The 21748-nt window shown below is 72.4% G+C and carries 18 protein-coding genes; 5 read left to right on the top strand and 13 right to left on the bottom strand.

The genetic code is table 11. The annotated features are described in order from the left end of the window. Positions 1-190 precede the first annotated feature (190 nt). Both M1P99_RS08065 and M1P99_RS08070 read left to right on the top strand, forming a co-directional pair. Positions 191-1333: an acyl-CoA dehydrogenase family protein gene (locus M1P99_RS08065; RefSeq protein WP_304452031.1), complete on the top strand. Its 1143-nt coding sequence runs from the start codon at positions 191-193 to the stop codon at positions 1331-1333. 44 nt (positions 1334-1377) lie between these two features. Then, the gene (locus M1P99_RS08070) at positions 1378-1545 is read left to right on the top strand and encodes a hypothetical protein (protein ID WP_179825600.1); all 168 of its coding nucleotides are present in this window, start codon (positions 1378-1380) and stop codon (positions 1543-1545) included. 127 nt (positions 1546-1672) lie between these two features. Here the strand turns inward: M1P99_RS08070 and M1P99_RS08075 are convergent, their stop codons facing one another. The 10 genes from M1P99_RS08075 to M1P99_RS08120 form a co-directional block, all read right to left on the bottom strand. Then, positions 1673-2533 carry an NPP1 family protein gene (locus M1P99_RS08075; protein WP_304452032.1) on the bottom strand — a complete coding sequence of 287 codons (861 nt, stop codon included), beginning with the start codon at positions 2531-2533 and terminating at the stop codon, positions 1673-1675. Between the two features lie 187 nt (positions 2534-2720). Beyond that, complete coding sequence (locus M1P99_RS08080; RefSeq protein ID WP_304452033.1) at positions 2721-3521, bottom strand: amino acid ABC transporter ATP-binding protein; 801 nt, start codon at positions 3519-3521, stop codon at positions 2721-2723. After that, positions 3518-4381, bottom strand: coding sequence for an amino acid ABC transporter permease (locus tag M1P99_RS08085; protein WP_304452034.1), 864 nt, complete (start codon positions 4379-4381; stop codon positions 3518-3520). Before M1P99_RS08085 ends, M1P99_RS08080 begins: the two co-directional genes overlap by 4 nt. Further along, a complete protein-coding gene (locus M1P99_RS08090; RefSeq protein ID WP_369696519.1) occupies positions 4378-5214 on the bottom strand; it encodes an ABC transporter substrate-binding protein in 837 nt (278 codons plus the stop codon). Before M1P99_RS08090 ends, M1P99_RS08085 begins: the two co-directional genes overlap by 4 nt. 202 nt (positions 5215-5416) lie before the next feature. Further along, positions 5417-7696 (bottom strand): SpoIIE family protein phosphatase, encoded by a 2280-nt coding sequence (locus M1P99_RS08095; RefSeq protein WP_304452036.1) that lies wholly within the window; start codon positions 7694-7696, stop codon positions 5417-5419. 147 nt (positions 7697-7843) lie between these two features. Next, positions 7844-8545, bottom strand: coding sequence for a metal-dependent transcriptional regulator (locus M1P99_RS08100; protein WP_304452037.1), 702 nt, complete (start codon positions 8543-8545; stop codon positions 7844-7846). Positions 8546-8937: 392 nt separating this feature from the next. After that, positions 8938-9846 (bottom strand): cytochrome c biogenesis CcdA family protein, encoded by a 909-nt coding sequence (locus M1P99_RS08105; protein ID WP_304452038.1) that lies wholly within the window; start codon positions 9844-9846, stop codon positions 8938-8940. Positions 9847-9859: 13 nt separating this feature from the next. Then, positions 9860-10417, bottom strand: coding sequence for a redoxin domain-containing protein (locus M1P99_RS08110; protein WP_304452039.1), 558 nt, complete (start codon positions 10415-10417; stop codon positions 9860-9862). A gap of 179 nt (positions 10418-10596) precedes the next feature. After that, positions 10597-11250 carry a pyridoxamine 5'-phosphate oxidase gene (pdxH, locus tag M1P99_RS08115; protein ID WP_304452040.1) on the bottom strand — a complete coding sequence of 218 codons (654 nt, stop codon included), beginning with the start codon at positions 11248-11250 and terminating at the stop codon, positions 10597-10599. A 78-nt stretch (positions 11251-11328) separates the two neighbouring features. Continuing rightward, the gene (locus tag M1P99_RS08120; protein ID WP_304452041.1) at positions 11329-14949 is read right to left on the bottom strand and encodes a hypothetical protein; all 3621 of its coding nucleotides are present in this window, start codon (positions 14947-14949) and stop codon (positions 11329-11331) included. A 184-nt stretch (positions 14950-15133) separates the two neighbouring features. Between M1P99_RS08120 and serC the strand changes: the two genes are divergently transcribed. Together serC and M1P99_RS08130 are read left to right on the top strand one after the other, a co-directional pair. Next, positions 15134-16264 carry a phosphoserine transaminase gene (gene serC / locus M1P99_RS08125; RefSeq protein ID WP_304455627.1) on the top strand — a complete coding sequence of 377 codons (1131 nt, stop codon included), beginning with the start codon at positions 15134-15136 and terminating at the stop codon, positions 16262-16264. A 101-nt stretch (positions 16265-16365) separates the two neighbouring features. After that, positions 16366-17376 carry a glycerophosphodiester phosphodiesterase family protein gene (locus tag M1P99_RS08130; RefSeq protein ID WP_304452042.1) on the top strand — a complete coding sequence of 337 codons (1011 nt, stop codon included), beginning with the start codon at positions 16366-16368 and terminating at the stop codon, positions 17374-17376. A gap of 96 nt (positions 17377-17472) precedes the next feature. On the opposite strand, the gene M1P99_RS08135 is transcribed toward M1P99_RS08130, so the two are convergent. Further along, on the bottom strand, positions 17473-18543 hold the full coding sequence (locus tag M1P99_RS08135; protein ID WP_304452043.1) for a hypothetical protein: 1071 nt from the start codon (positions 18541-18543) through the stop codon (positions 17473-17475). 88 nt (positions 18544-18631) lie between these two features. On the opposite strand from M1P99_RS08135, the gene M1P99_RS08140 reads away from it, so the two are divergent. Continuing rightward, positions 18632-19366 (top strand): 3-keto-5-aminohexanoate cleavage protein, encoded by a 735-nt coding sequence (locus M1P99_RS08140; protein WP_304452044.1) that lies wholly within the window; start codon positions 18632-18634, stop codon positions 19364-19366. Positions 19367-19512: 146 nt separating this feature from the next. Here the strand turns inward: M1P99_RS08140 and thpR are convergent, their stop codons facing one another. Further along, complete coding sequence (thpR, locus tag M1P99_RS08145; RefSeq protein ID WP_304452045.1) at positions 19513-20100, bottom strand: RNA 2',3'-cyclic phosphodiesterase; 588 nt, start codon at positions 20098-20100, stop codon at positions 19513-19515. Positions 20101-20160: 60 nt separating this feature from the next. Then, positions 20161-21576 (bottom strand): MFS transporter, encoded by a 1416-nt coding sequence (locus M1P99_RS08150; protein WP_304455628.1) that lies wholly within the window; start codon positions 21574-21576, stop codon positions 20161-20163. Positions 21577-21748 lie beyond the last annotated feature (172 nt).

Genomic DNA, 21748 nt, shown 5'->3' on the forward strand with positions numbered 1-21748 from the left:
AGACATGGTCCCCGCGGAGGCTTCGGGTACACCCCGTGCCCCAGGTAGGGGCAAGAGCCGCGTCCGCGGCGGGGAGGAACCGCGCCCGAGGGCGCGATCTCTGCTCCTGCTCGGCGTCTCCCCTTCTAAACCGAACGAGATTCGGTTAGCGTGGGGTGTACGTGACCGCCCTCACCCGCCGGAGCCGTCCATGAAGCGGAACCTGTTCGACGCCGACCACGACCTCTTCCGGGAGACGGTCGCCGAGTTCCTCAAGCGCGAGGTCGTGCCCTTCCACGCGCAGTGGGAGAAGGACGGCATCGTGCCCCGCGAGGTGTGGCTGAGGGCGGGCGAGGTCGGCCTGCTCGGCCACGGCGTCCCCGAGGAGTACGGCGGCACGGGACTGCACGACTACCGGTACAACACCATCGTCAACGAGGAGATCTGCCGCGCCCACGGCAGCGGCCTCGGGATCACCCTCCAGAACGACGTCATGGCGCCCTACATGGTCGGCCTGACCACCGACGAGCAGAAGCGGCGGTGGCTGCCCGGGTTCGCGAGCGGCGAGCTGATCACCGCCATCGCCATGACCGAGCCCGGCACCGGCAGCGACCTGCAGGCCATCCGCACCTCCGCGGTACGCGAGGGCGACGAGTTCGTCGTCAACGGCGCCAAGACCTTCATCACCAACGGCGTCAACGCCGACCTGGTGATCGTGGTGGCCCGGACCGACCCGGACGCGGGCGCCCAGGGGTTCTCCCTCATCGCGGTGGAGCGCGGGACCCCCGGCTTCGAGCGAGGCCGCAACCTCGACAAGATCGGCATGAAGGCGCAGGACACCGCCGAACTCTTCTTCGAGGACGTGCGCGTGCCGGCCGCCAACCTCATCGGCACCGAGGGCCAGGGGTTCATCCACCTCATGCACAACCTGCCGCAGGAGCGCCTGTCCATCGCGACCTGCGCGGTCGCCTCCGCCGACGGGATCCTGCGGCACACGATCGAGTACTGCCGCGACCGCACCGCCTTCGGCCGGCCGATCGGGCGCTTCCAGAACACCCGTTTCGTGCTGGCTGAATTGGCGACCGAGGTGGACCTGGGCCGGACCTACGTCGACCGCGGGGTCGCGCTGCTCAACGAGGGTGAGCTGACCGTCGAGGACGCCGCCATGGCCAAGTGGTGGACCACGGAGATGTGCAACCGGGTGATGGACCGTTGCCTGCAGCTTCACGGCGGGTACGGGTACATGATGGAATACCCGGTGGCACGGGCCTGGCAGGATGCCCGCGTCCAGACGATCTACGGTGGGACCACCGAGATCATGAAGGAGATCGTCGGGCGCGGACTGGGCCTGTGACCTCCTGAACCCCTGAGCCCCCTCCCGGAAGGGTCGAGTCGGTCATGAGCGGTGCGTGGGACGGCCTCATCGTCATGGGCCTGCTGGTCGTACTGCTCGTCATCGGCGTACGCAAGCTCCGCCCCAAGGTCCACATCCCCTGGGCGACCAGCGGCATCGTGGTCTTCTTCGTCTTCGTGTGCCTGCTGCTGTGGGCCTGGTCCTGGCGCTGAGGCACCCGGCACCCCGCGGCCCGCACCGCACCCGGCGGGGCACCGCCCTTCCGGAGGAGGAGGCGGGCCCGACGGGTGCGGCTCACAGCTGCGAGCGGCTCAGAACCGGGCGCTCGGTGCCCGGGACTCAGAGCCGGGCGTCCTGGGCGTAGGGGTCGAAGTCGATGCCCGCGGGCCGGGCGCGCTCCAGCGCGGACCCGAACCGGTCGTCCCGGAGGTCGAGCTGCGCGCTGCCGAAGTCGGCCGAGGTCAGCGTGTCGCGGATTCCGGGCGGGAAGTGGTCCCAGCCCACGAGGTCCGGGTACTGCCACACCCCGTAGTGGTTCTCCGGCGGGTCGTCGTGCCCGGCCGCGAAGCGGAACGCGTGGGTCGAGGCGCCGTCCTTGTGGTAGACGATCTTGGGGTGCGTCCCCTCCCAGCGCACCTGGTCGGCGGGCCGGGTGTCGTAGTCGCCGTGGGCCGAGGCGGACACGTACCGGGCCTGGCCGTCCAGAACCCACACGACCACGTGCTCCAGGTCGTGGCGGTGCCCGCAGCAGCCGGGCAGCACCTGGTCCTTCTCGAAGTAGAGGGCGTACATGAAGGCGCACCAGCCGCTCGCGTCGCAGCGGGAGCGCGCGTAGGAGTTGGTGTTGTCGAGGTCGGACCGGTCGCGGCAGTTGCCGTTGAGCGCCCCGGAGGTCTTGAGGCCGCCGTTCAGGGTGCCGTCGGGGCCGATCGCGGGGGTCGGGTAGCAGCCGTCGGTGTCGTAGTCGAAGGCCGGCTGCCACGTGCCCTCGGCCTCGGTGTGGCTCGCGGGCAGTGCCGGTGGCGGTGCCGCGAGCGCGATGCCCGGCAGGACGAGGACCAGGGCGAACGCGCCGACGAGGCCGCGGGTGCCCAGACGGCGGGCCCGGCCGAGGAGGCGGCGGCCGGGCCCTGGGGCGGGGGTGGAGACGGGTGCGCTCGGGCGGGGTACCGCGTCACGGGGGTCGAAGGGTCCTGGCATGGGGGGTCCTTCCGGGGCGGGATCCGGTCGCACGCGCCCTCGTGGGGGTGGGCGCGTACCAGGCGCACGCTAACCGGGGCGCCCACCCGGCACAAGATCGGCAAGAGGGGTTCGCGTACTGTTCGCCCCCGGCTACGGAGCGCGTCACCGCCCGCTCAGAACCGCCCGGCGCCGCACCCCCGCCCGCTCAGAGCCGTCCGGCGTCGATGATCCGCTGGAGGAAGCGCCGTGTCCTGGGCTGCTCGGGATCGCCCAGCACCTGCGCGGGCGGCCCCTGCTCCAGCACCCGGCCCCCGTCCAGGAAGCACACGGTGTCGGCGACCTGGCGCGCGAAGCCCATCTCGTGGGTGGCCAGCAGCATCGTCATCCCCTCGTCGCGCAATCCGCGGACCAGGTCCAGCACCTCCCCCACCAGTTCGGGGTCGAGCGCGCTGGTGACCTCGTCCAGGAGCAGCAGGCGCGGGGAGTTGACCAGCGCGCGCACGATCGCCGCCCGCTGCTGCTGCCCGCCCGAGAGCCGGTCCGGGTACTCGTCGGCCTTCTCCGACAGGCCGACCCGGTCCAGCAGCTCCCTCGCCCGCTCCGTCGCCTCCGCGCGGTCGCGACCGTGCACGCGGCGCGGCGCCAGCGTGATGTTGTCCAGCACCGACATGTGCGGGAACAGGTTGAAGGACTGGAACACCATCCCGATCCGGCGCCGCACGCGGTCGGGGTCCACCCTGGGGTCGGTGATGTGCTCACCGTCCAGGTGGATGGATCCGTCGCTGATCGGCTCCAGCAGGTTCGCGCACCGCAGCAGGGTGGACTTGCCGGAACCGGAGGCGCCGATCAGCACCACCACACCGTGCTCGGGCACGTCCAGGTCCAGCCCGTCGAGCACCACCGTGCCCCGGAACTCCTTGCGCACGTCCCGCACCCGCAGCACGGGGACGGATTCCGGATCCGCCCCGGTGCCGCCCAGGCGCGCCAGCCGTTCCAGCTCGCTCATCGTCCCCCCTCCGCCGACTGCCGGCGTGCCGAGCGCACGGTCACCCAGTCGGTCACCGCCACCAACGGGATCGCCATCAGCACGAACAGCACCCCGGCCACGATGTAGGGGGTGAAGTTGTAGGTCTGCGCGGTGGCGATCTGTGCGGCGCGGATCGCGTCGATCGGCCCCGCCAGCGAGATCAGCCCCACGTCCTTCTGCAGCGCCACCATGTCGTTGAGCAGCGGCGGCGAGACCCGCCGCACGGCCTGCGGCAGGACCACGTGGCGCATGGTCTGCGGATAGGTGAGCCCGAGCGAGCGGGCCGCCGCGATCTGGCTGGGGTGCACCGACTCGATCCCGGCGCGGAACACCTCGGCGATGTAGGCGCCGTAGGTGATCACCAGCGCGATCCCGCCGAGCACCAGGACGCTCGGGGTGCCCTCCAGCCGCAGTCCCGGCACCCCGAAGGTCATCAGGTACAGGACGATGATCAGCGGCGCGCCGCGGAACCCGTAGGTGTACGACGTCGCCAGGGCCCGCAGCGGGAAGAACACCGGTCCGCGCAGGGTCCGCATGATCGCCACGACGAGCCCGAGCGCCAGCGAGCCCAGCGCGCAGAACAGCAGGACCCGCACGTTGAGCCAGAGCCCCGTGAGCACCGCGGGCAGGGCCTCGCGGGCCACGGCCGCGTCGAAGAAGGTCTCCCGCACCCGGTCCCAGCCCGGAGAGCCGATCACCACACTGACCAGGACTCCGCCGAGCAGCGCCGTGGAGACCGCGCCGACCAGGACCGACCGCACGCCCTGGCGGCGGCGGAAGGCGACCCGTTCGGCCTCCAGGACGCTCGGGACGCGGGCGGGGGCGCTGCCGCCGCTCACGCCAGCTCGGGAACGTCAGCGGCCTCCGAGAGCCACTCCTGTTCGAGCTCGGCGAGCGTACCGTCCTCGCGCAGGCCGTCGACGGCCTCGGTGACGCAGTCCGTCAGCGGCGAGTCCAGGTCCAGGACCAGGCCGAACTGTTCGGTGTCGGCGTCGGTCGACGGGAGCTGGCCGACGATCTCGGCGTCCTCCAGCTCGGCGGAGGTGACGTAGAAGGCCGTGGGCAGGTCGAGGACGAGCGCGTCCACCTGCCCGTTCTCCAGGGCCTGCTTGGCGTCGTCGTTGTTGTTGAAGACCTGCGGCTCCTCGTCCGGTGCCACGGTCTCCACCAGCGCGTCGTAGCTCGTGGTGCCCACCTGGGCGCCCAGGCTCAGTCCGGCCAGGTCCGCCAGGGAGGTCGCGTCGGCGGCGTCCGTGCCCGCCATCGCGATGACCGTCTGGCGCACGTCGTAGTACGGGCTGGAGAAGTCGACGGCGGCCCGGCGCTCGTCGGTGATGGAGAACTGGTTGATGTCGAAGTCGTACTGCTTCGGCCCCGGCTGGATCGCGTTGTTGAAGGTCACGACGCTCCACTCGACCTGCTCGGGGGTGTAGCCGAGCCGCTCGGCGACCGCGTGGGCGACCGCCGACTCGAAACCCTCGCCGTTGGCCGGGTCGTCGTCGACGAACCACGGCGGGTAGGCCGGGCTGTCCGTGCCGATCGTGAGCGTGCCCTCGGTCAGGGTGGGCAGCTGGTCGGGCGCGCACTCCACGGCCGCGTCCGCGGCCGGGCCGGTCGACTCCTCGTCCACGGGGGCGCAGGCCGCCGCGGCGAGGACGGCGCTTCCCGCCACGACGCCGAGACTCGGGCGGAATCGACGGGACGGACGGGTGGGAGAGGTCATCGGGGCTCCGGGGTTCATGGGGGACGGCTGCCCACAAATTACCGATTTGACAGGGTTCGTGCCAGGTCAGATCGGTCACGGAACGCTGCGGGAGCGTCCCGTGGCAGGGAGTCGGGGCCGCTGGGGGCGGATCGGTGTGCCGGGAGGCGGTTCAGCCGAGTGTCTCGGTGCCGTCCTCGTCCTCGTCACCGTGCATCGGCATCTCGAACCACACGGCCTTGCCGTCCGGCGTGGGACGCGACCCCCACCGGCTGGCCAGCTGTTCCACCAGGTAGAGCCCGCGGCCGCCCTCGTCGTCGGCGGCGGCGCTGCGGATGCGCGGCAGCCGCAGGTCGTGGTCGAAGACCTCCACCCACACGGCGGTGGCGCCGCGGCGCAGTCGGAGCAGGAACTCCTTCTCCCACGGCTCCTCGGCGGGTTCGTCGGCCTCCGAGACCGCCTCCAGCAGGTCGGTCCAGTCCTCGTCGAACTCGTCGGCCGGTGCGTCGCTCGCCGGCGGCCCCTCGGAGTCGAGGACGCCGCTGCCGGTGAACTCGCGGTGCACGGGGTGGGGGGTGGCGTGGATGACGACGTTGGTGACGATCTCCGAGACCAGCAGGCAGGCGAGCTCGGACTGGTCGCGGCCCATCCCCCACTCCTTGAACGTGTTGGCCGCCAGGTGGCGGGCCTCGCCCACGGTGGAGGCCTCCGAGCGGAACCAGCCCTCCATGAGGTCCAGTTCGTCGGAGTGGGTGCGCACGACCATCAGCGCGGTGTCGTCGTCGAGTTCGCCGGGCACGCTGTGCGCGGCCACCTCGGCGATCTGGTCGACGTCCTTGTCGGCGACCTCGGCCACGCGCTCGGCCATGCGCTCCAGGGCGCCCTCGGGGTCGGCCCGGCCGCCGATCGGCCGCCGGTCGACCAGTCCGTCGGTGTACATGACCAGGGTGGCACCGATGGGCAGGCGCAGGTTCGCCTGGTGGTAGACGATGTCCTCGCCCGCCGCGCCCTTGGCGCGCACGCCCAGCACGCGGTCGGTGATCTCCAGGTCGAGGGTCTCGACGGACTCGGAGGTGACCAGGAGCGGCGCCGCGTGCCCGGCGTTGGCGTAGGAGAGCTCGCGCGACCAGGCGTCGTAGACCATGTACAGGCAGCTGACGCTGGGGATCCACGTGCCGCCCTGGCCGTCGGGCTGGCCGAGCTGGCGCACCCACTCGTCGAGTTCGCGCAGGATGTCGGCGGGTTCCCGGTCGGCCTGGGCGAACGCGCGCAGGGCCGCGCGCAACTGGCCCATGACCGCGGCCGCGTGCGGTCCGCGGCCCTCGACGTCGCCGATCACGAGCCCCACCCGGCCGGCGGAGAGCGGGATGGCGTCGTAGAAGTCGCCGCCGACCTGGGTCTGGATGCCGTGGCCGTGCGCCTGCAGGGGCCCGGCGGGCAGGTAGCGGGTGGCCACGGTCAGGCCGTCGAGCTGTGGGAAGACACTGGGCAGCAGGCTGTCCTGGAAGGCGAGCGCGGTGCTGCGCTCCTCCTCGAACAGGCGGGCGTTGTCGATCGCCAGGGCCACCCGGGAGGCGATGGCGCCCACGAGGTCGCGGTCGAACCCGCCGTAGGTGCTCTTCTGCCGGGGGGAGAGGCCGGACAGGGCCAGGGTGAGAACGCCCAGGACCTCGCCGCGGGCGCGCAGGGGCGCGGCGATCGCGGAGGTGACGCCGACCTGCCGGGACACCACGTCCGAGCGGTCGGTGGGGGAGTTCTCGAAGAGGTAGTCGCCGCTGACGACGGTCTCCAGGCGCCGCAGGGCCTGGGTGACGAAGTGGCGTTCGGGGTAGCGGACCTCGTCGCCGACGTCGAACCAGGTCCGGGCCGGCGGCGACCAGCCCTCGGCGTGCACCGACACCTGTCTGACCAGGCGGTCGTGGTCGTAGAGGTCGATGAAGCAGTGGTCGGCGAACTGCGGCACGAGGATGCCGGCCACGCCCTTGACCGTGGAGTCGAACTCCAGGGAGCTGGCCAGGCGGCTGCCGATCCGCTCCAGCAGTCCGTACTGCTCCTCCACGCGCCCGCTGCGCAGCGCCTCGCGGGCGATGAGGGCTATGCCGTCGATCTCCCCGGAGTCGTCCTGCATGGGCACGGCCTGGGCGCGCACGTGGATCCAGGTGGAGTCGCCCTTGAGGACCGCGAACGTGCCCTCCCAGGGCTCGCCGCGCAGGACGCGGCGGGCCAGCTGGGAGGCGTGTTCACGGTCGGACTCGTGGATGCCGATGTCCAGGAGGGACAGGCCGACGTAGTCGCGGCCGCCCACGAATCCGAAGAGCTCGCGCGCGAAGGGGTTCCAGTAGCGCAGCAGGCTGAACCGGTCGATGACGACGAAGGCGATCTGCGCCTGGTCCAGCACGGCGGCTGTGGCGAGCGCGTCGCTCTCCCGGAAGGGCTCACCCCACCGTGTCATCTAGCCGCCACCTCGCCGTCATGAGCTGCATACATGCTCGCTCCGGGTACTCCGAACGACCGCACCTTGGGGCGAGCGTAGCAACACCCCGGACGTTCCCGCAGCGCAATGTGACAATCCCGATGAGCAACCAATCTCGCGCGGGGTTCACGGCTTGGCGACGAAAACGTGCCCGGCGACGTGCGCGGGCAGGTCGGCCTCCCCCGCGTCCCCGCCGACCACGCGGACCCCGTCGTCCGTCGCGCTCAGCACGACTTCCTGCCCGGGTCGTACCCCGGATCTGCGGAGACTGAGCATGATGTCGGGGTCCGACTGGAGCTGTTCGCTGATACGCCGCACGGTGACGGTGGTGTCGGAGTTCGACGCCACGTCGAGCATGGGCACGATGGAGTCGTCGGTGAAGGGTTCGGGAGCATAGTCGACCATGCCCAGCTCGTCCAGCCCCGGAATGGGGTTGCCGTGCGGGCACACCGAGGGGGCGTTGAGCAGGGTCACCAGGCGCTGCTCCACGGCCTCGGAGATGACGTGCTCCCAGCGGCAGGCCTCGATGTGCACGTCCTCCCAGGGGAGTCCGATGACGTCGACGAGGAGGCGCTCGGCCAGCCGGTGCTTGCGCATGACGTGCGTGGCGAGCTTGCGGCCCTCGGCCGTCATGACCAGGTGTCTGTCGTTCTCGACACGCAGCAGGCCGTCGCGTTCCATTCGAGCCACCGTCTGACTGACCGTGGGGCCGCTCTGGTGCAGGCGCTCGGCGATCCGGGCTCGAAGCGGGACGATGCCCTCCTCCTCGAGCTCGAATACCGTCCGGAGGTACATCTCCGTGGTGTCGATCAGCCCGTGTGCGGTCAAGTCTCCCCTCCCAAGGCTCTGTGCCCGACGCATGTTCGGCGGGCACGGCAGGTCTCTCACAACACAGGCCGGGGCGGCGTGATTCCCTGGGGCCGAGTGGGGACCGGGGCGTCCGCAGGTCCGCGGGAGCGACCACCGATGGCACCAGCATATCGTGACGCCACCGACACCCATTTCCCCGGTGTCTCACGATGCGGACACGACCGCACGGCCGGAGCCCCGACCCAGCCGACGACGCGGCCCCGCGACCGCGACCGTACCGGCGAAAGGGGCCGTGTCCTGCACAGACGCCCCGACAGGGTGGCGTTCCAGCGCTCCCGGCCGCACTGACGTACCCGGCGGTCAAGATCACGTCACGGTCCTGGCGGCCGTGGACGCCCGGGCTCCGGCGCTCAACCGCCGGGGGTCCGGTCGTGCGCCGAGGGGCCCCGGCCGCGGGTGGTGCGCGCCAGCCGTCGAAGGACGATCAGGAGCCCTCCCCCCGCCCCCAGGAGCACCACCAGCACCACGGCGAGCCAGGCGGGACCGACCGAGAACAGCGCGTGGTTGAGGGCCGACTGGATCCGCAGCGCCGTGCCCACGATCGGGTCGTGCTCCGCCCCGCCCGCGAACACCCGCAGCTCGAACCAGCCGTAGTAGGCGACGTAGGCGCCGGCGGCCACGAGCAGCGCGCCGCCCGCCCGCGTGACGTAGGGCAGGGCGCCGCGCAGCCGTGCGACGACGCCGTCCCTGGCCAGCGCGGTCGCCACGGTGACGATCCCGACCACCAGGGCCGTCCCGGCGGCGTAGGCGAGGAACACGCCCGCCGCCGCGACCGGACCGCCCAGGCTGACGGCGCTCGCTGTCACCCCCAGGAACGGCGCGACCGTGCACGACAGCGACGCGATCGCGTAGGCGGCCCCGTAGCCGAACACCCAGCGCAGCGAACGCCGTGGGCCGCCCGGCCGGGGCGTCGCCAGCCTGATCCCGAGCCCGCGCCCCGCCAGCAGCCATCCGCCCAGCACCACCAGGGCCAGGCCGATGACGATGGTCACCACGGGCAGGTGGCGCTCCACCCGCAGGGCCAGCGGCACCACGATCACCGCGAACGCGCCGAACACCGTGACGAAGCCGCCGGTCAGGGCGGCCGTGGTGGCGAGCGCCCGGCCGATCACCCGCCACGGCGGGGCGGAGCGCCCCTCGGCGCCGTCCCCCGCGGTCATGACCAGGGCCAGGTAGGCCGGGAGCAGGGCGAAGCCGCACGGGTTGAGGACCGCGAGGACTCCGGCCGTCAGGGCGATCGCGTAGGGGATCTCGGTCATGGCGCCGCCCGCCTCATCCGCCGAGTTCGGCCACGCGCGCGTCCAGGTCCGCCTCGCTCAACGTACCGGGGTGGGTCTCGTAGGTGCCGTCCGGTGAGAGGAAGGAGAAGGCGGGCTGCCCCGTGACGCCGAACCCGGACCAGATGGTGCCGTCCTGGTCGATGATGTGCGTGATCCCGTCCGTACCGGTGCTCTCGACGAACTCCGCCATGTCGGCCTCCTCGCCGAGCCCGGCCACACCGACGAACTCGGCTTCGCCCTCGTGGCGCTCGGCGGCCTCGGCGATCGCACCCGCCTCACCCCGGCACACCGTGCACCAGGGGGCCCAGAACCACAGGACCACCGGGCGGCCCGCGTAGTCGGCCCCCTCGACGTCGTCCCCGCCGACCGTGGGAGCGGTGAAGTCCAGGTGGTCCGCGCCCGATCCGTCGGCCGGAGGCGCCGTGTCCGAGGGTGCCGCGGCGCCGTCCGGTCCGGCCTGCCCGCCGTCCGTGTCAGGGGCACCGCACGCGGACAGGAGCAGTGCCGCGGCGGAGGCGACGGCGGCGATGCGGATGCGTGAGAGTCCCATGGTCTCCTCGATCGGTTCACGGCCGCGGACGTGCGCGGACCGGCTCTTCCATTGTCATTCGGAACCGGTCGCGCGAAGGCGACGTGTCAGCCAGGAAACAGTCTCGATCGGCGCGGAGGGAGCGCGGGGCCGGTCGGCCCGCCGAAGCGTCCGCGGGACGCGCGGGGCGGCGGGACCGTTCAGGGCTCCAGGCGGTCGATGGCCCAGCCGCCCGCGGGGTCGCGCAGGTAGCGGAACCGGTCGTGCATCCGGTCGGCGCCGCCCTGCCAGAACTCCACTTCCTCCGGCAGCAGCCGGTACCCGCCCCAGTAGGAGGGCCGGGGGATCTCCTCGTCGATCGCCCACACGTGGTCGAACTCGCGGTAGAGCCGGTCGAGCTCCTCACGGTCGGCGACCGGCTGCGACTGGCGTTCGCTGGCCCAGGCGCCGAGCTGGGAGCCGCGCGGGCGCGTCGCGAAGTAGCGGTCGTTCTCCTCGTCGCTGAGCCGCTCCACCCGCCCGGCGACCAGGACCTGGCGGCGGACGGCGTGCCAGGGGAAGACCACGCCGGCCCGGGGGTCCGCGGCCAGGGCCTGCCCCTTGCGCGAGGTGTAGTTGGTGAAGAAGCGCAGACCGGTGCTGTCGTAGCCCTTCATCAGCACGGTGCGCGAGCGGGGCATGCCGCTCGGCTCGACGGACGACAGCACCATGGCGTTGGGCTCGGCCAGTCCCGACTCGACGGCGTCGTTGAACCACAGATGGAACTGGGTCATCGGGTGGTCGGCCAGGTCCGAACGGCGCAGGGGGTCACCCATGTACGGTTTGCGCAGTTCGGCGGGGTCTTGGTGGTCCACAGGGTGCATCTTCTCGTGCCGGGGCTCCCCCGCGCCACCCGACGCCGGGCACGGGACCCGCCGGTTCGCCCGCCGCCCTCACCGGCACCCCTCCTCGATGACGGTCCTGGCCGTGACCCGTCCGCAGGCCGCGACGACGTGCTGGCGCCGCCCCTCCGTGTCCTGCGGCCCCACGGCGACCAGCTGGATCATACGGTCCTCGTACCAGTTTCCCTCGCCCGCCGGGCCGAAGCCGATGTAGCCGGACACCCCCGTGAGGCCCACCGTGTTCTGGACGTTGGTGAACAGTTGCACCCGTTCCTGCTCGAAACCCGTCGCGGTGGAGAGGTAGGGCGAGGGCTGCGCGCTCGGACTCGCGCTCGGACTCGGCGCCGGCGCCCACACCGGCGCCTTCCGGGCGGCGAGGGGGGCCGGCCGGTCGATGCGGCGCAGCGCCCGCGCGATGACGCGCAGGCCGTCGTTGGCCATGACCGCGTGCGCCGTGGAGGGCAGTCCGCCGTCCGCGGCGACGAGGTCGGCGTCGCTCCCCGGCTCGCCGTCCCCCGCGCCCTCGTCCGCGTCGCCGTCCCCCCGCGCGCTTGTCCCCTCGGTCCCTTCGTCCCCGTTCCCGTAGAGGTCCTGGACGAGGGCCTCGGCCGCCTCGTAGAACGCGCGCTCGCTCGTGCTCGTGTACTGGCTCCACGCGCCGCTGGCCGCCAGGGGCGTATAGAAGACGGGGTAGTCGGAGGCGCGGCCGATCACGTCGGCGTTGTCCGTGACGAACTTGGCGATGTCGTCGCCGCCCAGCACGGCCATGCCGGCCTCCGGGCACACCCCCTCCTCCTGGAGCTGGACGTGCACGTCCATGAAGTCGACCGACCGGCCGGCGAAGTAGAGCAGGTCGGGCGGTTCGTCGGCGCAGATCCGCTCCAGGTGCTCGGCGATGCTCGTGCCCCCGCTGCGGTACGGCAGGACACCGTCGACGGACTCCAGCCGGTCCTGGCCGTGGGAGACCGGTTCGGGGTCGAGGCCGTCGCTCCACGCCGTCCCGCCGAGCGAGGTGAACTCGCGCATGAACTCGACCGCCAGGTGCGGGCCGTAGCTCTCGCCGGCGTTGTCGTCGGCGACGGCGACCGCCGTGCGCGCCGGGGCGAGGCTGGGGGCCGTCCCCTCTCCCACGAGTTCGCCGCCGTTCCACGGCACCCCCTCGTAGGCCCACAGCGCGGCCTGGCGGGCGATGCGGGTGTTGGAGGGGGCGAGGGGGAAGAAGTACTGGCTGTACTCGCTGCCCACGGAGGCGACCCGGTCGTAGGTGGCGGTGGTGCCGACCATCGGGATCCGGGCGGCACCGAGTTCGAGGATGGCCTCGGTGTTGGGCTGCACGCTCTGGCCGAAGCCGACGGCGGCGATCGGGCGGTCCATGCCCAGGCGCTCCTCCTGGGAGCGCGCCACGATCATCTCCGCGACCTCCTTGGCGTGGGCCCAGTCCACACCCGTGTTGGCCAGCAGGAGCTTGATCGCGGGGACGTCGGACGTCCCCGCGGACTGGTTGTGCTCCCGCTGCTGGTGGGCCAGGCCGAGGAGTTCGCCCTGGACCCCGGCCAGGGCGAGGTCGCCGTCGCCGGGCACGGTGAGCTCCCCGACGTAGGCGACCGTGACGTAGGGGGAGTCGTCGCCGATGGCCTCGTTCTGCTCGTGGATGCGGTCGCTGACCTCCGCCAGGCGGTCGTGGAAGTCGAAGTCCCCGTCGGTGATCCCGACGCAGTCGTCGCCGTGGCGGACGATGCCCCGTGGCGGCAGCACGCCCTCGGCGACGCAGGGGTTGTGGTCCTGGACGACGGTGGGCACGACCGTCCAGGCCAGGAGCACGATCGGGGCGAGGGCGATCGCGGTGCCCCCGGTCCAGGCGCCGACCAGGGCCGGGGCGGTGAGGACCCAGCGGTCCGCGCGGGGGCCCGCGTGCCGACCCCACGCGTCCCGCTCGCCCTTCACCGGGACGGTCAGCGTCCTCGTCCGGCCCAGGAGCCCGGCGGAGTAGCGGGCGTAGGACCAGCCCGCGACGGATCCGGGGCGGGCCGGGGCGTCGTCGGCCCCCGGCAGCGAGCCGTAGCGAGCGGGGTCGGGAACGGTGTCCACCAGAGAGCGATCGCCCTCGGCGCGGACCTGCACGATCAGCAGGGGGTCGGGGAGGCCCCGGCGCAACCGCTCGTCCTCGATCAGGCGCACCAGGTAGCGGCCCACCCGGCCGAGCCGGCTCTGGTCCACGATGAGCACCGGCCGCAGGTCGCGCCCCCGTGCCGGGGCGAACCGACGCCGGGCGGTACCGCCGTAGACGGCGGCGAGATCGTCGAGGAAGGCGTTGACCGCGAGGCGGTGGACGCCGGCCGGCCGGGACCTGCGCTGTGGACCGGTACCGGTGCGGCCGGGCCGGGGCCCGGCGACGGCGGCCTCCGCGCGGGGGCGCCCCACCCCGGTGAGCCGGGGCCACCAGGGGGTGGCCGCGGGAACGGGGTGTTCGGTGTCCGCGGCGCAGTACGCCTCCGTGGCGCTCTGGAGGTTCAGCAGGTTGAGGACCTGGACGCCCCGGGACCGGTGGTTGGTCGGCCGGGTCTCGGGACCGTCGGCGTCCTCGCTGTCGGTCACGTAGCCGTGGCGGTTCAACCAGCGGTAGGAGCGCCACGGCAGGACGAGGAACGGGGCGAGGGAGCAGTAGACGACGAGGAGGATCACCGCCGCCACGGCTCCGACGATGTTGTTGACGCCCTGGGCGACGGTGTTCAGGGAGTTGACGATGCTGACGGTACCGAGGGCGAGGGGCGCGACGAAGGCGACGAGGTTGACGACGAACTGGAGCGGGGTGATGAGGCGTTCGTCGAAGCGGCCGAAGCTGACGTTGGCGGAGAGCCGGGCGATCCAGGCCGCCACGGTGTGCAGGGCCCGGCTGTAGTGGTCCAGCAGGCCGAGCCGGCTCCCCCGTCGCCCGGCGCCGAGGGCCCGGGCCCTGGTCGCCTGCTCCTTGAGGTACTGCAACCGGACCCGCCGCAGCTCGGCGATGACGTGGATCTGGGCCCGCTGCCCGTCCTTGAGGGGCTGGCGCGCCGGGTCGGCCTGCGCCTGGCGCTCGTCCGCGCTCTTCTTGTCGGACTCCTGCTGGTTGAGGACGTCGCCGCGGATCTTGTCGAAATTGCACTCGCGCAGCATGAGCAGCGACCGCAGTCGCCGGAAGCGCGCGTGCGGCGGCGGCCTGCGCAGGCGGCCGCCCGCCGGACGGTCCTGGTCGGCCCGCTCGACCAGTCGGCGCATGAGCTTGTACAGCTCGTCGGTGCTGGCGTAGACCTCGGTGCCCTCGGGTCCGCCCGGGGCGGTCTCGGCGGAGTCCAGGGGCAGCCGCCAGACCAGGTGGGAGCCGCAGCGGTCGACCAGGTCGGCGACCACCGCCTCGCGGTCGCCGCCGGCCGGCACCTCCAGGTCCAGGACCGGCGGGGGCTCGGCGACGTCGCCGCGTTGGACACGGCTGTGGCGGTCCACGGGGATCCGGCGCGCCGCGCGGCGTTCGAGCCGGGCCGCGATCCGGGGGAGCCTGCGGCCGGGACGCTCACGCAGAGCGTCGAAGGCCTCCAGGTGGGGAAACGTCGCAACGGTGTTCTCGTCGTCAAGGACGCCGGTCTTGTCCTCGGCCACGTCCACGCCCTCCCACGGCTCGTCCTGTTCCTGTGTCACCCCCCCGGTGGCCGCCCCATTAGACCGCACACATCCCTGTTTCTTCACCCCTTCGCGTTGAATCCGCACTGACCCATATCGGCCACGACGTCGGAGCCTGTGAAGCACTGGTGCTCCCTCACGTGATTTCCCGCGACGAGAAACCGCCCTGACCGGTGGTGTCGTGACCGCGGCCACTACCCTGGTGACCGTGACCGACGAGATTCAGATTCCCGCGAACCTGCTGCCCGCCGACGGCCGCTTCGGCAGTGGCCCGTCCAAAGTCCGCCCAGCGCAGCTCGACGCGCTGGCCGCCTCCGGCTCCCGCTACATGGGGACCTCCCACCGCCAGAAGCCGGTGAAGTCCCTGGTCTCCCGCGTGCGTTCCGGCGTGCGCGACCTGTTCTCCCTGCCCGAGGGCTACGAGGTCGTGCTCGGCAACGGCGGCACCACCGCCTTCTGGGACATCGCCGCCCACGGGCTGCTGCGCTCCAAGTCGCAGCACCTGTCCTTCGGTGAGTTCTCCAGCAAGTTCGCGAAGGTCGCCAAGGGCGCTCCGTGGCTGTCGGAGCCCACCGTCATCTCCACCGACCCCGGAAGCCACGGCGAAGCCGTCGCCGAGGCGGGCGTGGACGTGTACGCGCTCACCCACAACGAGACGTCCACCGGTGTGGCCGCCCCGATCAAGCGGGTCGCGGGCGCCGACGACGACGCCCTCGTGCTCGTGGACGCCACCAGCGGTGCGGGCGGTCTGCCCGTGGACATCGCCGAGACCGACGTCTACTACTTCGCCCCGCAGAAGAGCTTCGCGGCCGACGGCGGCCTGTGGCTGGCCGTCATGTCGCCCAAGGCGCTGGCCCGCGTCGACGAGATCGCCGCGAGCGGCCGGTACGTCCCCGAGTTCTTCTCGCTGACCACCGCCGTGGACAACTCGCGCAAGGACCAGACCTACAACACCCCGGCCGTGGCCACGCTGCTGCTGCTCGCCGAGCAGCTGGAGTGGATGAACGCCCAGGGCGGTCTGGACTGGACGGTGGCGCGCACCGCCGAGTCGTCCTCGATCCTCTACACCTGGGCCGAGAAGTCGTCGGTGGCCACGCCGTTCGTCACCGACACGGCCAAGCGCTCGCAGGTCGTCGGGACGATCGACTTCAGCGACGACGTCGACGCCGCCGCGGTCGCCAAGGTGCTGCGCGCCAACGGCGTCGTGGACACCGAGCCGTACCGCAAGCTGGGCCGCAACCAGCTGCGCGTGGCGATGTTCCCCGCGGTCGAGCCCTCCGACGTGCAGGCGCTCACCGAGTGCATCGACCACGTGCTCACCCGGCTGTCCTGACCCGGTCCTCCGGCATTGGAGAATAGGAGGCCGACCCGCCGCACGCGGGTCGGCCTCCTCTCTTCTACTTCCCGGCTATCGCTTGTCAGGACGGTTCGGCTGTGCGCAGGAACAGGAACAAGACGGAAATCCCGATCAAGATCATCTCCCACCGCGGGGCGTCCGGGCACCGCCCGGAGCACACCCTGGCCTCCTACGAGCTGGGTGCGCGCCACGGGGGCGACTTCATCGAGATGGACCTCGTCTCGACCAAGGACGGCCGGCTGATCTGCCGCCACGAGCAGGAGATCGGCGGGACCACGGACGTGGCCGCGCACCCGGAGTTCGCCGACCGGCGCACCACGCGCACGATCGACGGCCGCGAGGTGACGGGGTTCTTCGCCCAGGACTTCACGCTGGCCGAGATCAAGACGCTGCGTGCGGTGGAACGGCTCCAGGACGTGCGGGCGATGAACACGATGATGGACGGGAGCTACGAGATCCCGACCCTGGAGGAGGTCATCGACCTGGCGTTCTCGCTCACCGAGGAGTTGGGCCGCCCGATCGGGATCTACCCCGAGACCAAGCACCCCGCCCACCACGTGACGCAGGGACTGGAGCTGGAGCCGACGCTGATCGCGGTGCTGCGCGAGGCGGGACTGACCGGGGAGGAGCCGAAGGTCCCGGTGTTCCTGCAGTCCTTCGAGGCGGAGAGCCTGCGCCGGCTCGCCGAGACGGAGCTGCCCCTGGTCTACCTGATGGGGACCGAGGAGCACTGGCGGCACTTCACCACGCCCGACGGCCTGGCCGAGGTGGCGTCCTTCGCGCACGCGATCGGCCCGCACAAGAGCCTGGTCGTACCCGAGAACGAGGACGGCACCCTGGGCGAGCCCACCGACCTGGTGGAGAACGCGCACGAGGCCGGGCTGCTGGTGCACCCCTGGACGTTCCGCAGCGAGAACCACTTCCTGCCCGCCGACCTGCGCTCGGACGGCGAGCCCGGCGACTTCGGGGGGTTCGCCGCCGAGTACGAGATGTTCTTCGAGGCCGGGGTGGACGGCGTGTTCACCGACTTCTCCCGGCACGCGTTCCTGTGCCGGGAGCACTTCCTGGACCCGCAGCCCGCCGAGTAGGGGCGCCCTGGACCCGGCGCGGTCCCGCCTCACCGCACGCCGGGCACGGCGCGCTCCCCGCCCGTGTGCGGGCCGGAGCCGTTCGGCGCCCGCCGTTCAGCCGCGGCGGGCCAGCAGGACGATGCCGGCGATGAGCAGGGCCGCGACCCCGGCCCCGCCCAGGATGAACGGGAGCGCGCCCCCCTCGCGGTCGCCTGCCGCCTCTCCCCCGGCGTCCGCGCCGTCCTCGGCGGACGCGCTCTCCTCGGGGGTCTCGGCCGGATCCTCGCTCAGGTACTCGTCGGCCAGCGGCACCGACCACACCGGCGCGGCCGCCCCCTCGGTCCCGGCCATGAGCGCGGTGCCGTCGGGGGTGAAGGCGATCGCCTCGCCCTGGTCGGACTCGGGCAGGTCGAAGGAGCCCAGCGACGTCCCCGGCACCCCGTCGGTGGAGTCGTAGACCGTCACGCCCCAGTAGGTGCGGATGGCGTAGCGGGTCCCGTCGGGGTGGAAGGCCGCGTCGGTGGCGAACAGCGGAGCGGAGTCCACGCGCTCCAGCACGTTCTCCGCCTCCGGGTCCAGGGTCTCCGGGGCCGCGTAGAGGCCGCCGGAGAACTCCTTGGACACCACGTACAGGCGCCCGTCGCGGGGGTCGATCATCATCGCCTCGGCGTCGCGGCCGCCGTCGGCGTAGGTGAGGGTGAACACCTGCGGCTCGATCAGCGCGTCGGCCAGCGGATCGGGTTCGGCGAACCGCAGCACACGCACGCTGGGCCAGCTTCCGCCGTAGTTGTCGCCGATGTCGCCGACGTAGACCGACGAACGCCCCTCGGGGTCCTCCGTGACGGTGACCGCCTCCCAGTCGCGCAGCTCCACGGCCAGCGAGACCGTGGCCAGGGTCTCGCCGTCGCCGTTCACCGCGTAGACGTCGGGCAGGAAGTCGCCGCTGTCGTTGTGGGTCCACCACACGCCCTCGTGCAGCCCTGAGGGGGCCAGGCCGCTCGACTCAGCGATCCGGGGGTCCTGGAAGGTGAAGGCGACCTCCGAGCCCTCCGGCCCCTCGCCCCCGCGCGGGTAGTCGAATCCGCCGGTGCCCGAGTCGTCGGGTTCGGCCGGCTGCGCCGCGACAGGAACCGGGGAGAGGGCGACGATCAGAGCGGCCACGGCCGGCACGAGCGGTCTTGTCATGTCCGCCATCCTGCCAGGGGTCGACGCGGGTGGCTTGCAGCCGGGCGGTAGCGGGCACATGTCGCATACAGGGCCGTAAGGAGGACCCATGAGGATCGAAGCCTGCCTGAACGGTGACCGCCGACCGGGCGCGCACCCCGCCCTGCCCGTCTCCGTGGACCAGGTGGTGGCGGACGCGCACGCGGTGGTCGCGGCCGGCGCGACCTCGATCCATCTGCACCCGCGGGACCCCAGCGGCGCGGAGTCCCTGGAACCGCAGGTCGTGGCGCCCCTGATGGAGAGCCTGCGCGAGCGCGGCCCCGCGGTGCCGGTGTCCATCACCACGTCTCTGTCGGCCGAGTCGGACCCGTGGCGCCGCTACGACCTGGTGCAGAGGTGGGCGTCGTCGGCCCTGCCGGACTCGGTGACGGTCAACCTGCACGAGGCGGGGTCCATCGACCTCGTGCACCTGCTGGACGACCGCAGGGTCCCGGTGGAGGCCGGAGTGTGGACGGTGGAGGCGGCCCGCATCCTCATCGCCACGAAGATCGAGGTGAGCGCGGTACTGGTGGAGCCCACACAGGTGGCGGTGGAGGACGCGCGGAGCAACGCGGACGCCATCCTGTCCCTGCTCGACCGCGCCCGGATCGGCGCGCCCAGGCTGCTGCACGGGTCGGACGCGACCACGTGGCCGATGTTGGAGGCGGCGATCGGGGCCGGGTACGACATCCGCGTCGGGCTGGAGGACACCCTGCGCCTGCCCGACGGCGAGGAGGCCCACGACAACGCGGCCCTGGTCGCGCACGCGGTGAGCCTGGCCGGTGCCGCCCACCGCGTCGGCTGAGGCGCGCGAACGGCTCGGCGACCGGGCCGGACGTGCCCCGCGTCCGGCGGGTCAGGCCAGGAACGCGCCCAGGACGACGATGAGCATGATGGAACCCAGCACCACCGGGAGCAGCCAGCGCTGCTTGCGGTTGTTGGTGAGCATGCTCATGACGTGCTCCGCTCAGGAGATCGGGGATCGGGTTCCCACCCTAACGTCCAGGTCCGAACGGTTCGGTAGGGGTCGTCCGCACCGGGACGGCTCTCGACCAGGTGCACGTGGCGCGCCGACCACGGGCGTCCGCGCAGGGGACCGAGGGCGTGCACGGTGTCGGCCAGGTCGCGCGGGCGGCGGCTGCGCGCGACGGTGACGTGCGGCACGTAGGGGCGGGTGTCCACAGGGATCCGCACCGAGCGCGCCGCCGCGCGCATGCCCAGTGCGAGGCGGCCCAGGGCGCCGGTGTCCCCCGAGACCCCGGCCCACAGGACGGAGGAGCGCGCCCGGTCCTGCGGGAAGCGCCCCCAGCCGCGCACGGCGATCTCGAAGGGCGCGTGCGCCCCGGCCTCCGCGCCCAGGACCGCGGACAGGTCCGCCAGATCCTCCCCGGCCACCTCGCCGAGGAAGACCAGGGTGATGTGCCAGTCGCCGGGCGGGGCCCAGCGCAGGTCGGGCGTGTGCCGCCGACCCGCGCCGACCGCCGTGCGCAGGGCCTCCAGGGTCTCCTCCGGCGGCACCAGGGCCACGAACAGTCTCATGCCACCATCCTGCCCCGCCCGGGACGGCCGTCCTCCCCGGACCCGGCCGGATCCAGGGGTTCAGACCGGGGTGGCCGCCCCCTGGGAGGAAGCGCCCCTGGTGCCGTGCCGACCGCCGTCCGCGACGGTGTCGCCGGTCCCCGCTCCGTCGCCCTCGCCCGCATCGTCGGCACCCACGGCGTCGGGTTCGGCGTCGGCCCCGGTCTCCCGCGCGTCCTCGCCGGGTGGGGCGTCCCCGCGCCACCGGGCGGGCAGCAGGGCAGGCCAGCGGACGTCCTTGGCCCGCATGAGCAGCGCCGAGAGCGCGGTCACCACGACGACGGTCACCACACCGCCGACCACCAGGCTCGCCCGCGGGCCGAAAGCGTCGGCCAGCAGTCCGACCACGGGCGCCCCGATCGGGGCCACGCCCATGAAGACCAGCAGGAAGATGCTCATCACCCGTCCCCGCATCCGCGAGTCCACCGTGAGCTGGAAGGTGGCGTTGAGCGTGGTCACGTACGTCATGAAGAGCACGCCCATGGGCACCAGGACGAGCACGAACGCCAGGTAGCCCGGCATGAGCCCGGCCGCGATCTGGGCCGCGCCGAAGCCCATCGCGCCGATGAGCACCAGCCGCACCCGGGGCCGGTCGCGCCGGGCCGCCAGCAGCGCCCCGACCAGCGCGCCGACCGCCAGCGCGGCCGCGGCGGTGCCGAAGGCGGCGGCTCCGGACTCGAACACGTTGTTGACCATCAGCGCGATCTGGTTCTGCCCGTTGGCGCCGAAGAACTGCACGCTCGCGGCCAGGACCAGCAGCAGCACGAGGTCGCGCCGCCCCGCGACGTAGCGCAGCCCCTCACGGATCTGACCCCTGCCCTTGGGGACCGGTTCGGGGGTGCGCAGGTCCGCGGTCCGGATCATCAGCAGCGCGACGATCGTGAAGGCGAACGAGAACCCGTTGATGACGAACACGGGACCGCTGCCGATCCAGGCGATGAGCAGACCGGCGATCGCGGGCCCGGTCACGCGTCCGAGCTGGAAGCTGGCGCTGTTGAGCGCGATCGCGTTGCTCAGGTGCTCCCGCTCGACCATCTCCGGGACGAACGCCTGCCGCCCGGGATTGTCCATCACGGTGATCATGCCGAGCGCGAAGGCGAAGACGTACACGTGCCACACCTGGGCGGCACCGGCGGTGGCCAGGACGCCCAGCCCGACGGCGAGGACGCCCATGGCGCCCTGCGTGAAGATCAGCAGCCGACGCTTGTCGAGCCGGTCGACCAGCGCGCCGCCCCACAGTCCGAACAGCAGCAGCGGCAGGAACTGGAGCGCGGTCGTCATGCCCAGCGCGATACCGCTGCCGTGGCTCAGTTGCAGGACCAGCCAGTCCTGGGCGATGCGCTGCATCCACGTGCCGGGGTTGGAGAGGAGCTGGCCGAGGGCGTAGAGCCGGTAGTTGCGCACGGCCAGGGAACGGAACATCGGAACGCGCATCAGTCCCCCACCTCCCCGGCGGACTCGGGGAGGGGCATCGGCCGCGACGTTCGCGTGTGGGCACGAAGTGGACACGGAGAGTACTGGAGGCACAAAGGTAAACGGCGTTGACTCATCAGTCGAGTCAACGCCGTTCCCGGGTGTCCGCATTCCCGGCGAGGCGGGAATCACGGAG

Origin of the sequence: Nocardiopsis sp. YSL2, assembly GCF_030555055.1 — a bacterium.
Taxonomy (GTDB): Bacteria; Actinomycetota; Actinomycetes; order Streptosporangiales; family Streptosporangiaceae; genus Nocardiopsis.

Coding starts and splice junctions, on each gene's coding strand:
- M1P99_RS08065 (WP_304452031.1), top strand. CDS start 191: ATGAAGCGGAACCTGTTCGACGCCGACCACGACCTCTTCCGGGAGACG.
- M1P99_RS08070 (WP_179825600.1), top strand. CDS start 1,378: ATGAGCGGTGCGTGGGACGGCCTCATCGTCATGGGCCTGCTGGTCGTA.
- M1P99_RS08075 (WP_304452032.1), bottom strand. CDS start 2,533: ATGCCAGGACCCTTCGACCCCCGTGACGCGGTACCCCGCCCGAGCGCA.
- M1P99_RS08080 (WP_304452033.1), bottom strand. CDS start 3,521: ATGAGCGAGCTGGAACGGCTGGCGCGCCTGGGCGGCACCGGGGCGGAT.
- M1P99_RS08095 (WP_304452036.1), bottom strand. CDS start 7,696: ATGACACGGTGGGGTGAGCCCTTCCGGGAGAGCGACGCGCTCGCCACA.
- M1P99_RS08105 (WP_304452038.1), bottom strand. CDS start 9,846: ATGACCGAGATCCCCTACGCGATCGCCCTGACGGCCGGAGTCCTCGCG.
- M1P99_RS08110 (WP_304452039.1), bottom strand. CDS start 10,417: ATGGGACTCTCACGCATCCGCATCGCCGCCGTCGCCTCCGCCGCGGCA.
- M1P99_RS08135 (WP_304452043.1), bottom strand. CDS start 18,543: ATGACAAGACCGCTCGTGCCGGCCGTGGCCGCTCTGATCGTCGCCCTC.
- M1P99_RS08140 (WP_304452044.1), top strand. CDS start 18,632: ATGAGGATCGAAGCCTGCCTGAACGGTGACCGCCGACCGGGCGCGCAC.
- thpR (WP_304452045.1), bottom strand. CDS start 20,100: ATGAGACTGTTCGTGGCCCTGGTGCCGCCGGAGGAGACCCTGGAGGCC.